This is a genomic window from Bacillus cereus group sp. Bc010, from assembly GCF_027716745.1.
GTDB classification, from domain to species: Bacteria; Bacillota; Bacilli; order Bacillales; family Bacillaceae_G; genus Bacillus_A; species Bacillus_A pacificus.
The window spans coordinates 1-13,209 of the sequence record NZ_JAQFUY010000008.1; the positions used below are offsets into that span (position 1 = coordinate 1).

A 13,209-nucleotide genomic window follows, 5' to 3' on the forward strand; every position below is an offset into this window, starting at 1 on the left:
CCAAAAGTACATTACGTGTTTTTTAGTTTGTTTGAACGAAAGTTCATTTTGTTTTCGTTCTTAAGTTGATGGGCATGAGGTAATACCCCTACATATCCAGAATTCGATTTATTCCCCGTCGCTAAAACTGTAGCTGCTGGAGCTGAGTCTGTTATAGCTGATTCCGCCGAATATGTACGAACTCCTCCTGTTACAATTTCATCTAATGCAAGTGGTTTCCCTTTATACAAGCGAGCTAATGTAGTTGCTGAAGAACTCGTTCCGTCCATAACCATTATGATTACATTTTTCGGTTGACGTTCTACTTTTTTCACTTTCGCTTCCACCGTATGATCATCCATCATACTTTCAGTACATAACATACTTAGTGTGATCGTTCCTACTAACAGTAACTTCTTCATCTTTAAACCCAATACAAACATGATTGCGCCTCCATTAGTTTCACATTCATTTACATACAAAATTCTGACTGCCTACATATGTTTTATTAGTTCCCAATTTTTCTAAAGCTAACAATAGTAACTTTCTTATTCATTACATCTCGGTATAGTTCATCTATCTTATAAAGAAGATTTTTCATTATTAACTTGTTAAACAATAAATCCCCAATCGAATTAAATAAAAATTTATTGTTTAACAATAAATTTCGTGGTAAATTAATAAGATATTAAATAAATGAGGTGCTTTTTATGAAACAAGGATCAACACTCTTCCTAAAGACAGCTGTGATTCTAATGGGTATCCCTGTTCTTGCTATGTGCATTTTTTTAGTTCCTAAAATAGGAAACTTCGCTGCTGAACTATATCCTGATATTGCATATATTAAATATCTTGTATTTATCAACTTATACGCAACAGCAATACCTTATTATTTTGCTTTGTACCAAACATTTAAGCTTTTAAACTATATTGATAAGAACAATGCATTCTCAGAACTATCTGTTAAAGCCTTAAAAAATATTAAGTACAGCGCACTAGCAATTAGTGTATTATATGTATTAGGTATGCCACTTTTCTATCTTGTGGCAGAGAGAGATGACGCCCCTGGCATTATTATTATTGGAATGATTATGATTTTTGCTTCAATGGTAATCGCGGTCTTTGCTGCCGTTCTCCAAAGACTATTAAAAGATGCGATAGATATAAAATCAGAAAATGATTTAACGGTCTGAGGTGAATAATATGGCAATTATTATTAATATTGATGTAATGTTAGCGAAAAGAAAAATGAGTGTAACAGAGCTTTCGGAGAAGGTTGGAATTACAATGGCTAACCTTTCTATTTTGAAAAACGGAAAAGCAAAAGCAGTTCGGTTTTCAACTTTAGAAGCCATTTGTAAAGCATTAGAATGCCAACCTGGGGATATTTTAGAATATCGACCTGAAGATATCGAATAAAAAGAGTCCTTCATACGAGAAGGACTCTTTTTATTTAATAACTAAACCTGCTATTTCTTCTTTATCATTATAAGTTATAATGAATGTCCGTTGTTCTTTACTATATTTTGCTACAAGAATAACAGTATATAAGCCATCTTTTTCTTCAATCGATTGTTTTTCAATTTTTTCGAATGTACCAGCTTTCTCTATTATAGGTGTAAGATCTTCCATCTTTTCTTCTGACAATGCATCTTTCATTTTACTATCAAATTTTTCACGCACGTCTTTATACTTTGCCTCATTTAATAATGATACAATTTCTTCCGCCTTTGGAATAAACTTTTTTGAAGTACTTTCATCTACTTTATTACCGGTACATGCTGCGAGCGCGAACGCCGCGATAGCACTTATAATAATAAGTAACATTCTTCTCATTTTAATACACCCTTTCTTTTTAAAATGAAACTATAACTAAAAACGAGTAACGCACAAATTGCTATTGAAATTTCTGATATAATGATCCCGCTTTTTCCTGGTACATAAAGTGATATAATGCCCGCTATTGCATTTGCAGCCCCATGGATGAGAATTGCATATACAACATAACGAATTTTTTTTTGGACGACAGCTTGTAATACAATGAAGGAAAGCCCAACATGTAATACCATCGCAAAAATACGCTCAATGCCGCCGAAATAGTAACTGTCACCATTTTGAATGACTGTTTGTGAAAATAATAGGGATATTACTGGGATGCCAACTATTAACACTGCCTCAATACCACCATGTCCTGCCCCAAATAAAAAACCAGACTGCCAATCTCGTTGTTTCATAAAATAGCGCATGGCGATAAAACGAGCTACCTCTTCAAAAATTCCAGCTGATAAACTAAGCAAAAGCGCAAATAGGACAGGCTGCATAACAGAAAACATTTGAAAATCTGTGCTAGTTCCATTTACATAATTCAGTATTGGTATACGAATCAATATTTGTGATACAACAAAAGCCAATACCCCTAACATATATGGAATATAGCGTTTCTTCCAAAAAGCATATAAAAGTGCAATAAGCGGTAAACCAAAGCTAATCATTGCTGTAAAAATAAGACCATTCATCTCGCTTCACCTCTTACTTGAAGTGTATAAAAATGAGTGAAGAAAGTATGTAGTTATTTCCTATTCGGTTTCATTTTCATCATAGATGGTTATTTCATCTCTTTTAATATAAATGTTTGCGTGAAATAAGGACTTACATAAGTTGTTTCTAACGTCGCATTATTTGTTTTATTCATGATACGTTTTAATGAGAATAGTCCGTATCCTCTAGTCCCTTCTTTACTTGAATGGTTTTTTTCATAAATTTTTTGCAAATCAATCCCTTCACTCTTTGAACTATTACGCACGATGAAATATTGTCGTGAATCCATTTTAAAGAATGCGATTTGCAATATCTTCTCCTCACTTTGTACTGCTTCTTCAATTGCATTGTCTACTAAAACTGAAATGATGCGAATAAATGAAATAATCGCCATCGAAACACTTTCAATGTTCTCTGGTATATCAAGCATTACTTTTATTTGTTGCTGCTGGGCAGTACCGACTTTCGCTCTTAATACACTCCTTACTTCAGGAATATGTATGCGAGATAATTTTGCGATATCAAGTTCATGATCATTTATTGTTTTTAATGTGGGAGCAATAACATCGTAGTACACTTTCTCAATTTCTTTCACATTTTTTGTACGTATTCCCTCTTCTAACGATAGTAATACATTCATATAATCATGACGGAAACTAGCAAGCTCATCATGCATATTCTCTAATTTCTCCACATAATCTAATAACTCTTTATCTAAACGTTTTTCATGCTCTTCTCGTAACTTTTCTTTCGATAAATGTGAGCTTATTAGTACAATGATTAGTAATAATAAAAAAATAATAATCGCTGAATTATAACTTACTTCACTGTATTGTTGATTTATTTTTGCTAAAAACTCAGTTGACGGCTGAGTTAAAATTAGTTCAATAATAAACCCGACAATTAATAATATGTAAGTTATATAATATAACGGACTACTTACTATATATTGAGCAATTTTTTGAATTCTTTTACGCGCTAATAGAATACCGATAAAAGTAAGTGTCGTTACGGTAAGATGAATCACACTTCCTGTCCATAAATATAAATTAAATGGCGTTAACATAAAGAGTTTCATTCCTAAATCCAAAAGCAACATTTTTACTAACGTTATAATCACCATGCTCACTAGTGCAAAATATACGTTATGCTTAAGTTTTAGTTCATTTTGCATTAGTCCTAAACTTATTAAAAATAACACAATCGTACTATTCAATTCTGGATATCTCGTTACTGTTACGACAATAGCAAGTAAAATAATGAATACCGCACTTAAAGCTATTAACATTCTAACTGACAATCTGTTATACCGGATTAATTGTATGTATAAAAACGTATGACACATACTAGTAAGCAATATTGCAAATAAATCATAAATATACATTACATCTCACCCTTTAACATGTTACGTACTTTACTCACTAAACGACGTGATACCGGAATACGTTTCCCGCTTTTTAAAACTATCATTTTTTGCTTCGCATCGTAAGAAGACATTTGCTTCGTATTCACGATATAGGATTGATGACAACGAAATAAACGTTCATCTATTATTTCTATCTCCTTTAATGCTCCATAAAAATAAACGATACGATCTAACGTCACTAATGCTAACCGGTGCGGTTCATCAGTCATAACATATTCAACTTCATGAAAAGGAACCCGCACAGTGGCATTACTATTTTCAACGATAAAGTCATCCGACGGAATAATATGCTTATTTCTTGCTTCATATTGTAGTAAACATTGTTCAAAAACTTTATATCTCTCCTCGTATGGCAACCCTTTATCAATAAAAGTTAAAGCTGATACCATGTATTGATATGAAATAGGTGCAAATTCAGAATGCGTCGTTACAAAAACAATAATTCCTTGCGTATCATACTTTCGTATCTCTTGTGCTACTTGTAACCCTTTACGCTCTTCCCTTTTAATCTCTATATCTAAAAAATAGATTGGGACATACTTCGCCTTAGCAATGTTAGTAATGATGTTTTCACTTTTACTAGTTACCTCAATAAAATCAAAAGGCAACATATATTTCTCGCAAATCTCTTCAACTAGCCGCTTCATTTGCTGTGCTTGTATGACATCGTCTTCTAAAATGAAAATACTCATGTGATCACTCGCTTTATTGAAATCTTTTCATCTGTAGATTTATCTATAAATATATAATTCAAATTATAATAATATTCTCCTTCTCATTAATTGAAATAATTAATCTGCTATTACATAGAGAAACCTCAACTTTTCAAACAAAAAGTTGAGGTTTTCTTCAAATCACTTTATGACTACATCCGCCCGATCCTTCGGCAATTCCGTTTCTAAGTAATAATCCTCTGCTTTCCAATACCTATTCTTAAACTTTGAAAAGTTCTTCTGCGTTTCCGGACTCTCCCGTAGAAACCGTGTCTCTCTTGGACAATCCAAGTACACCATATAGTGAAAAAAATCTCTCCATTCTTTTCGCTGTAGAAAAACACCTTCAATTACTATGACACCTACTATGGGGATCTGTACTTTTTTCATTTCACATAAGTCTACCTCATCATGATAGAACGGTAATTTCAGTCTCGTTTCATTTTGTAACTTTCGAAAAAATTTCTGCCGAAGCCACTCAATATCCCATTGCAAATAATAATACTCATACCATTCTTCAAATCCGGTATCGTAGCGTTTATTACGCTCCACTATATGATCATCAATATGAAAAATATGAAACGGAATGCTTTCCTGTTTCATATTTTCCTTTAAATTTGCAACAAATGTTGTTTTTCCTGAACGACTTAAACCATCTATACCTAAAATGAATCTATTTTCCCTATGCTTCTTCATAATAGTTATAAGTTCGTTTGTACTCATTATTTCTTCCACTCTTCTTTTAATAAAGAATATAAAATCGTATCATGCGCAACTCCATTTTGAATCATATGTTTTCGAAGTAATCCTTCTTCTTGAAATCCTGCTTTATTTAATAATTTTTGAGAAGCTTTATTTTCTACATATACAACAGCAGCAATTCTTATAAGTTGCAACTTTTCAAACCCGTAAGCTAAAATCGCCTGTAACGCTTCCGATGCGTATCCTTGTCCCCAATTTGTATCGTCTAATTCATAACCAATTTCAGCTCGCTTATGATGATGGTTAATTAAATGAAAACCACACGTTCCGATTAATTGGCCCGTCCCCTTTTTCTCTATTCCCCAGCGAAATACACTTCCCTCTTCATAACGATTTTTAAACGTTTGAATCGTTGTTTTCGCTTGCTCAATATTTTCGAAAGAATCCATTCCGAAATAACGTATAACAGATTCTTTTGAAAAATAACGGAACATCGTTTCTGCATCTAACAGCGTTAATTCTCTTAATTGTAAACGTTCTGTTTCTAGTTTCGGAAACCCCATCTCTTTTTCTCCTTCTATTCTAATGAACTGCAAATTTCGATATAATTCCCATCTGGATCAGCAATGTATGCAATTGTTTGTCCCCACGGCTTTACAATTGGTTCAACTAAAATCGTAATACCTTGTTCTCTAAATTGCTCAATCATTTTTTCTACATTTTCAACAACGAATCCTAATTCAAAATGAGAAGATTGTAACTCGCCTTCTGTAAGTGGTAATCCTGTTAATTCTTTCACGCCTTGCCGCGTATTCATTGCTAATATTGTAGATCCCGTATTAAATTCAATATATGTACCGTGCTCTGCTTTTATAGGCAACTGTAAAATATCTTTATAGAATTTTAAACATTCCTCAAACTTTTCTACATATAAAATGATGTACTTCATCTTCAAATCCATTATTAATCCCCCTTTATATCCATCCCTAAAATTTCGACAAAAGTCTCATAAAAACCTTGTTTCCTATAGTAGCGAGCAAAAAAAAATGAGGCCGATTTCTCGGCCCCCCAGCTTATTGGCATAAAACAGGAGATTTGGTTTGGACATAACCAGTTCGTACTCTTATTATATTTTATTTTTTCTGAATTTTAAATACATTAAACACCTATTTATATTGAGAAAGTTTTTTTGTTTGCATAAAATTAATGAGTTTAAGAAATGCTACAAATGGAGGTGTATACATATGGAACCAATGCTATGTCCAAGTTGTAAAACGAACCGCACGCGCTTTAATATTCTTGAGCAACAAGTAAAACCCGTTAAGTTAAATCCACAAACTGGTCAAGTAGAAGAGGAATACACAAATGAAACGATGAATGCTTTTCATATGGCCTATCAAGGACCTACTTACCGTGTCCAATGTGCTGTATGCGGACTTGTTGAAAATCCTGAACAATTTATTAAACCTGCACAAAATCAGTCTTTCTAATAAAAACATGATTATCCCTTGTAGAAATAGATTTTTCTATAAGGGATTTTTTCGTTTAATACGTTAATTAAAAATGTATTTCTTCCTTATTATATATATTAAACTCTACACTTTTTTGGTAATATTTACATAAGGGAGGTAAAACAAATGATTTTAAATAAAAAAATAATGCTTCCATCAACATTTCTACTATTAACTTGTCACATAGTCATCTTTTACTTTTGGATTTTCGACTGGAAGAAAATCTCGACTTCTTACGGTTTAGCTACATGGATACTTTCTACTGTTTGTGGTCTTTTACTTTATTTCATTTATAAAAAACAAAAATCTAATAAAGTGATATTAATTACTAGTTCGTTATTATTAATTACTTCTTCATTTATGATTTTTTTAGGTATCATTACTGGGATTATCTTTGTAACTGTTAGTTCTATGAATTAAAAAGGAAGTCTTTTATTATGTAAAAAAGATCGAACAAAATAAACATATATAAAAATTAAAGGAGCTGATTCTATACAATCCAATCCTCCCCTTTTAATAGTCGCAACCTTTGTTACAATATTTCCTTTTTCATTTTATTAATCTTCCAATATAAATTAATAAGTATATACAAATATAAACAACCAAAAAAACCTACCATACCTTTATATAATCCAGATTCTGATACTCCAAAAAGACATAAGTAAAGTGCTGGAATTAATGTTGCAAACATAATTGCAATGACTTGTAACAACTCAGTAAGTTTTTGTATCTTCGTTTCCTTATCTGAATATATATCAGGCAACTCATTTTCCTCTTCTACCTCTTTGCAAAAATAATTCCATTTCGCAAAACTCGTTACATGTTTCCATCCACACATTTCATATATATCAATATATTCTTTTTTCTTTTCTTTTGAATCTTTATAATCCAACCTAAAATCTGCTTTATAAATTACATCTTTCGGCTCAGTTTTCTTAAACGTATACATCATATTATACCTTTGTAGTGCCCAGCCTTGTTGATGCATTTTTCTTAAAAAGGCTTCCTCTTTTTCTAAACTCCATCCTGCGTAAAATTTAAATACCCTTTTTGTCTCCATCTTCCAATCACTCCCCTAATATACTATTCCCATTTTTAACCGAACGCTGTAATCTGTTGTACTCTAGCTCCAACACTTCTCTCCCAAACGGCGTTAACTCATAGCACTTCTTTCTATCTGTAGAAGCCACTTCAACTATTAACTTCTCTTTTAGTAACTTCGTCGTATTCCCGTATAAAGTTCCAGGACCGAGCTTTACTTCTCCATTTGTCATCTCTTCTACCATTTGCATAATTCCATATCCGTGCATTGGTTTCACTAGTGATAACAATATGTAATATGTCGCCTCAGTTAACGGAATATATTTTCTCGCTTTCGTATTCATTATAACCACCTCCGATACATCGCTTCATGATATATCGACTTACGATACATCGTATACCGATATTATATATTTACATTCCAAAATGTGCAAGAATATACTTTAATAATTGAATATTTATTTCTTTAAACTGAAAAACCGTATAAATTTTCTGAATAATTTGTTAAAATATAGAAATATCCGTTTATATTTTGAAAGGAATGATACATATGATAAATAAATTGAAAGAAAATATAGGATCAGTTTTTGTAGGTAAAGAAAATGTTATCGATCTATTAATCGTTTCCTTGCTTGCTGACGGTCATGTGCTTCTTGAGGATGTACCTGGTACTGGGAAAACATTACTTGCGAAAACACTTTCAAAAAGTATTGGTGGTAATTTTTCTCGCGTTCAATTTACACCCGATGTACTTCCGAGTGATGTGACAGGTATTGAATACTTCAATCCGAAAACGAGCGAATTCGAGTTAAGACTAGGACCAGTCGTGGCAAATATTTTATTGGCAGATGAAATTAACCGTGCAATGCCAAGAACACAGTCTAGTTTATTAGAAGCGATGGAAGAACGACAAGTGACGCTTGAAAAGCAGTCAACTCCTCTTCCAAAACCGTTCTTTGTTATTGCGACGCAAAATCCAATTGAATCACAAGGAACGTTCCCTCTTCCAGATGCACAGCTTGATCGTTTTTTAATGACAATTTCTATAGGTTATCCAAATCCTGAAGATGAACTACAAATGATGCGACGTTTTCGTAACGATGCACCACTAGAAAGTGTCACATCTGTTATTACTTTAGATGATATTTTAGAGGCACAGAAACGAGTGAAAGAAATTTTCGTATCAGAACCGTTAGAACATTACATTATTAAACTTGCTCATGCTACAAGAAATCATGATTATATCGCTAACGGTGTAAGTCCACGTGCCACATTAGCTTTAGTACGTGCTGTTCAAGCGCTAGCCTTTTTACGCGGGAGAGAATATTGCACACCAGAAGATATACAATTGTTAGTTCCTTCTGTTTGGAATCACCGTATCGTCTTATCAATGGAAGGTGCATTACGTACGACAAAAAATGAAATGATGCAAAAGATTTTAAAAGAGGTTGACGTACCAGTGGAGATTGAGCAAGCATGAATGGACAGCGCGTTGTAACTGTACCTTTATTTTTTCAACTTCATATTATTCAACTATCTGTGCCAGGCGCGATACTATTTACATTTTTTATGCCGCAACGAATCATTATGTTTTTCTTTTTCTTATACTATTTATTTGCGATTTTCATTTATAAATATGTCGCTTACATAGAGAAAAAGTTTCAAGTAATAAATGAGAAACAAACAACTCGGCTTTTCCCTGATGAATCTGGACAGTTTTTTATTCATTTAAAAAATGGAGCAAATATACCACTCGTTAATGGTGTTTGTTATTTTCATTTAGATCCGTCCCTACTACCGAATAAAGATCAAGGAATTGAACAAATATCAAAAACACTATTCTCTTTCCCATTTTCACAACCTGCTCATTCCATGCAAAAATGGGATTTATCATTAACCGCTACGAAGCGTGGCGTGTTTCAAATTGAACAATTCGAATGTGTTTTGAAAGATCCTTTTCATTTATTATCTGTACATTTACCTGTATTTGATAAATTAAGAACTGAAATTATTGTGTACCCTTCTCCTAAAGAAGTAGCAGGTTTGCAAGAACTTCAGCAACTTTTAAATGGATCTTATCGAACCAATTTTTCATTTTACAATGATGAAACATCTATTATCGGTGTGAAACGATATGAACGTGAGTCTTTCCGTTCTATTCATTGGAAAGCATCTGCTAAAATGCAGGAATTACAGGCGAAGCAATATGAACCTGTAAAAAATTATAGTTGGACGATCTGTCTTTCTTTAGCTGCTGATCGCGGGTTTGGTTGGAAAGATAATATAGAAGATCTTATTTCATTTGCAACATACATTTGTCAATACGCTACAAAGCATCAAATACCGTTTGAATTATTTATTAGTATATTAGCTGAAGGTGGTCCTCTGCACTTACCATTAAATGAAGGGCAAACACATTACGCCAAAGCTTTAGAGGAATTAGCACGTATTTCAGACGATAGCACATTAATTCCGAAACAAGGATTTCTCCATTATACAAATAGAAAAGGAGAACGATTCTCCACAATGATTTACATTGGCTTGCAGAAGAATGACCTCTCTCTTCTATCGCAACCTACGTTTCTCATAAATAACGAAGGGATGGTGGAAAAGCTTGAAAACTTGGCTCTATCACGTTAATGACTTTATTCTGCTGCTCCTCCTTTCGTTATTAACAGAAAGGGACGAACTTGTTGCTGTTGTTATATTTTTAGCAACAGGCTATATTGGTGTATTTCTTGTTCATAAATTAATGAAGAAAAAAACAACAGGATTTGTCATACTGTTAATAACTCAAATAATCGGTTCTTCTATTTTTCTCCCTTTCTCTCTATTTGGCACCATTATGTTACCGCTTTTCTTCTTTATCGTACATGTAGTTGGACCAGGATATCCAGTTCAAAAATCGTTAGGTGGTATTGTTTGGTTTGGTGTTTCAGCCATATTTTATACGCCCTTTCCACCTTTATGGAAACTGTTACTATTAGTTTTACACATTATGATTACATTTTGGTTAACCGGGGCAAATCGTAATCAACAGTTATTACGTTTCGCTTCTATCATTACGATTGGTGTAATGAGTATAGTACTTATTCAAGTGTTTCCTTTCATTCGGCTTGTTTTTTCACTTATCATAGAAGCAGTTGCATTAGGGTTCGGATACGCTATTAATCCATTATTTTCAGCAGCCGCGTTAAAAGAAACAGATGATTTTTGGTCGAATAAAGGAAATCTAAAAGATCCTACAATTAAGGATGGATTGGAGCCACATCCTTTTGATCCAACTCTTATAAATAGCATAACCATAATAGCCTGTGCAGCCATTGCTATTTATGTCGTTTGGAAAATAATAAAAAAACGAAAACAATTCAGTTTACCAAATATACCTGTCTTTGAATCTACTATCATCACTGATAAAGAAGGCATGAGCCAAAAACGTTTGAAACGAAACAAACCGCCACATAACGAAATTCGAAAAGAGATTTTTAAGCTTGAAAGTAAGTTAACTCCCCCTTTAAATAGAAATCGAGGAGAAACTATTGAGGCATGGTTAGATAGAATAAATAGTGAAGAAGATGTAAATATTCAAAGTCATATTATTATTAATGCTTATAATACAGTGCGTTATTCAAATGAGGAAAACACCGTACTTTTGCAGGAATTTAAGGATGAAATTCATAAGCTTTACATGTATCAGAAGGATTTAAAGAAAAGAAAAAAATAATACAACAAAAAGACTCCTATTTTCATAGGAGTCTTTTTATACTTCTACGTTACTTTTTAAATTGAGGCGTTTTTCCCTGCTTCAATCTCTAATGACTCTTCATGCCACCAAAGTGTTTCTTCAGGGTCTTCTTTAGCGATTTGGTGTGCTTCTTTTTTCGTTTCTACTGTAGGATATGAACCTTTTAGCGCGCGTCCTGATGTTGTAACGAATAGAACACTAAATACGACTAATCCAATGATACTTACACCTGTTAAATAAAATGCCGGTGCGAGCGGGTTACCAGTCGCATGAACTAAGTATGAACATACAAGTGGTGTTGTTCCACCGAATATTGATACAGAAATATTAAATGAGATCGAAAGTGCTCGATAACGTACATCGGTGAAAAAGAGTGATGGTAATAATGAAGGTAATGTTCCTTCATACACACTTAGGAAGAAACCTAATACGAAAATACCTGCAAATATAGCGGCAATATGTCCGTTACCTATTAGTAAAAATGCTGGAATGGCAAATACAGTTAAACCAAGTAAGCCAATTTGTACGACGCGTTTATTACCAATTTTATCACTTAATTTACCGAAATAAAGTGCTAGCGGAATCATAAGTGCCATCGTAATTGAAATAATTAATAAGCCAGTTGTTTCTTTGACTTTAAGTACTTGAGTTAGATAAGAAGGAATATACGAAAGAATCATATAATTTGTAATATTAAAGAAGGCGACAATTACTGTGCTTAATAAGAAGTCTTTTTTGTGATATTTCATAATATCCATAAATGAAAATTGTTCATTGTCTTCAGATTCCTCTTGTGCTTTTTCCATCTCTTCAAAGATAGGAGATTCATCTAAATGACGGCGTAAATATAAACCGACCAAGCCAATTGGTGCAGCTATTAAGAAAGGAATACGCCAGCCCCAGCTGAGCATTTGTTCATCTGTTAACAATAACGTCAAAATGGTAACAATTACCGAAGCAGCAATGTAACCTGAGAGTGTTCCAATTTCAAGACCACTACCGAGTATACCACGCTTTTTATCTGGAGAAGATTCTGCGATATAAACCATTGCTCCTGAATATTCGCCGCCTGTAGAGAAGCCTTGAATCATTCGGGCAACTAAAAGTAGTATTGGTGCCCATACACCAATTTGTTCATAGGTTGGTAGTAATGCGATGAATAATGTAGAAAGTGCCATTAAAATAATAGTAGTACTTAACACGATTTTTCGGCCGTACTTATCTCCTATTCTACCAAAGAATACACCCCCGATTGGTCGAACGAGAAAGGCTGCAGCAAATGTACCGAATGTAAGTACAAGTTGCAATCCACTATTATCAACACCTGAGAAGAATAATTGACTTAAAATTACCGCTAAATACGCGTATAATCCGAAGTCAAACCACTCCATTGCATTCCCTATACCAGTAGCAACTACTGCTTTCCTGGCTTGTTTAGGATTGACAATATTAACGTCTTGAGGTTCAAAATTTAAATCATTATTTTGTTGCATATAATAAAACAGCTCCTTATTTAATTTAACTTCTTTAAGCACACCTTCTCTTATTGAATAA

Annotated in this window: 17 protein-coding genes and 1 pseudogene; 7 read left to right on the forward strand and 11 right to left on the reverse strand. The window is 33.3% G+C overall.

The window, feature by feature from the left end; genetic code table 11:
- Positions 1-77 precede the first annotated feature (77 nt).
- Positions 78-422 (reverse strand): annotated as a pseudogene (locus PDQ68_RS11655) (alkaline phosphatase); the annotation flags it as partial.
- Between the two features lie 267 nt (positions 423-689).
- On the opposite strand from PDQ68_RS11655, the gene PDQ68_RS11660 reads away from it, so the two are divergent.
- Together PDQ68_RS11660 and PDQ68_RS11665 are read left to right on the forward strand one after the other, a co-directional pair.
- The gene (locus tag PDQ68_RS11660) at positions 690-1,172 is read left to right on the forward strand and encodes a DUF2975 domain-containing protein (RefSeq protein ID WP_000809097.1); all 483 of its coding nucleotides are present in this window, start codon (positions 690-692) and stop codon (positions 1,170-1,172) included.
- Between the two features lie 10 nt (positions 1,173-1,182).
- Entirely contained in the window at positions 1,183-1,398 is a 216-nt protein-coding gene (locus PDQ68_RS11665) for a helix-turn-helix domain-containing protein (protein WP_000974624.1), read from the forward strand.
- A gap of 30 nt (positions 1,399-1,428) precedes the next feature.
- On the opposite strand, the gene PDQ68_RS11670 is transcribed toward PDQ68_RS11665, so the two are convergent.
- From PDQ68_RS11670 to PDQ68_RS11700, 7 genes are all read right to left on the reverse strand, one after another.
- On the reverse strand, positions 1,429-1,815 hold the full coding sequence (locus PDQ68_RS11670) for a DUF3887 domain-containing protein (protein ID WP_061182394.1): 387 nt from the start codon (positions 1,813-1,815) through the stop codon (positions 1,429-1,431).
- Complete coding sequence (locus PDQ68_RS11675; protein ID WP_061182395.1) at positions 1,812-2,495, reverse strand: YhfC family glutamic-type intramembrane protease; 684 nt, start codon at positions 2,493-2,495, stop codon at positions 1,812-1,814. The genes PDQ68_RS11670 and PDQ68_RS11675 overlap by 4 nt, the downstream gene beginning before the upstream one ends.
- An 89-nt stretch (positions 2,496-2,584) precedes the next feature.
- Positions 2,585-3,901: a GHKL domain-containing protein gene (locus tag PDQ68_RS11680; protein WP_061182396.1), complete on the reverse strand. Its 1,317-nt coding sequence runs from the start codon at positions 3,899-3,901 to the stop codon at positions 2,585-2,587.
- Entirely contained in the window at positions 3,901-4,635 is a 735-nt protein-coding gene (locus tag PDQ68_RS11685) for a LytR/AlgR family response regulator transcription factor (protein ID WP_062821687.1), read from the reverse strand. Before PDQ68_RS11685 ends, PDQ68_RS11680 begins: the two co-directional genes overlap by 1 nt.
- Before the next feature lie 162 nt (positions 4,636-4,797).
- Positions 4,798-5,379 carry a kinase gene (locus PDQ68_RS11690; RefSeq protein ID WP_061182397.1) on the reverse strand — a complete coding sequence of 194 codons (582 nt, stop codon included), beginning with the start codon at positions 5,377-5,379 and terminating at the stop codon, positions 4,798-4,800.
- A complete protein-coding gene (locus PDQ68_RS11695; RefSeq protein ID WP_061182398.1) occupies positions 5,379-5,921 on the reverse strand; it encodes a GNAT family N-acetyltransferase in 543 nt (180 codons plus the stop codon). Before PDQ68_RS11695 ends, PDQ68_RS11690 begins: the two co-directional genes overlap by 1 nt.
- 14 nt (positions 5,922-5,935) lie before the next feature.
- Positions 5,936-6,319, reverse strand: a complete 384-nt coding sequence (locus PDQ68_RS11700; RefSeq protein WP_061182399.1) for a VOC family protein — start codon at positions 6,317-6,319, stop codon at positions 5,936-5,938.
- A 283-nt stretch (positions 6,320-6,602) separates the two neighbouring features.
- On the opposite strand from PDQ68_RS11700, the gene PDQ68_RS11705 reads away from it, so the two are divergent.
- Complete coding sequence (locus PDQ68_RS11705; RefSeq protein ID WP_000433609.1) at positions 6,603-6,848, forward strand: hypothetical protein; 246 nt, start codon at positions 6,603-6,605, stop codon at positions 6,846-6,848.
- A 147-nt stretch (positions 6,849-6,995) separates the two neighbouring features.
- Positions 6,996-7,289, forward strand: a complete 294-nt coding sequence (locus tag PDQ68_RS11710) for a hypothetical protein (protein WP_000602676.1) — start codon at positions 6,996-6,998, stop codon at positions 7,287-7,289.
- A 112-nt stretch (positions 7,290-7,401) separates the two neighbouring features.
- Here PDQ68_RS11710 and PDQ68_RS11715 read toward each other — a convergent pair whose 3' ends face one another.
- Positions 7,402-7,929: a DUF2812 domain-containing protein gene (locus PDQ68_RS11715; RefSeq protein ID WP_073530524.1), complete on the reverse strand. Its 528-nt coding sequence runs from the start codon at positions 7,927-7,929 to the stop codon at positions 7,402-7,404.
- Between the two features lie 7 nt (positions 7,930-7,936).
- Complete coding sequence (locus PDQ68_RS11720) at positions 7,937-8,254, reverse strand: PadR family transcriptional regulator (RefSeq protein WP_016717831.1); 318 nt, start codon at positions 8,252-8,254, stop codon at positions 7,937-7,939.
- 206 nt (positions 8,255-8,460) lie between these two features.
- Here PDQ68_RS11720 and PDQ68_RS11725 point away from each other — a divergent pair, with 206 nt between their 5' ends.
- The 3 genes from PDQ68_RS11725 to PDQ68_RS11735 are packed head-to-tail and all read left to right on the forward strand — an operon-like array spanning position 8,461 to position 11,634.
- A complete protein-coding gene (locus PDQ68_RS11725; RefSeq protein WP_061182452.1) occupies positions 8,461-9,390 on the forward strand; it encodes an AAA family ATPase in 930 nt (309 codons plus the stop codon).
- Positions 9,387-10,550 (forward strand): DUF58 domain-containing protein, encoded by a 1,164-nt coding sequence (locus tag PDQ68_RS11730; RefSeq protein ID WP_061182451.1) that lies wholly within the window; start codon positions 9,387-9,389, stop codon positions 10,548-10,550. Before PDQ68_RS11725 ends, PDQ68_RS11730 begins: the two co-directional genes overlap by 4 nt.
- Positions 10,525-11,634 (forward strand): DUF4018 domain-containing protein, encoded by a 1,110-nt coding sequence (locus tag PDQ68_RS11735; protein ID WP_061182450.1) that lies wholly within the window; start codon positions 10,525-10,527, stop codon positions 11,632-11,634. The genes PDQ68_RS11730 and PDQ68_RS11735 overlap by 26 nt, the downstream gene beginning before the upstream one ends.
- Positions 11,635-11,690: 56 nt before the next feature.
- Here PDQ68_RS11735 and PDQ68_RS11740 read toward each other — a convergent pair whose 3' ends face one another.
- Entirely contained in the window at positions 11,691-13,148 is a 1,458-nt protein-coding gene (locus tag PDQ68_RS11740) for an MFS transporter (protein ID WP_001186945.1), read from the reverse strand.
- Positions 13,149-13,209 lie beyond the last annotated feature (61 nt).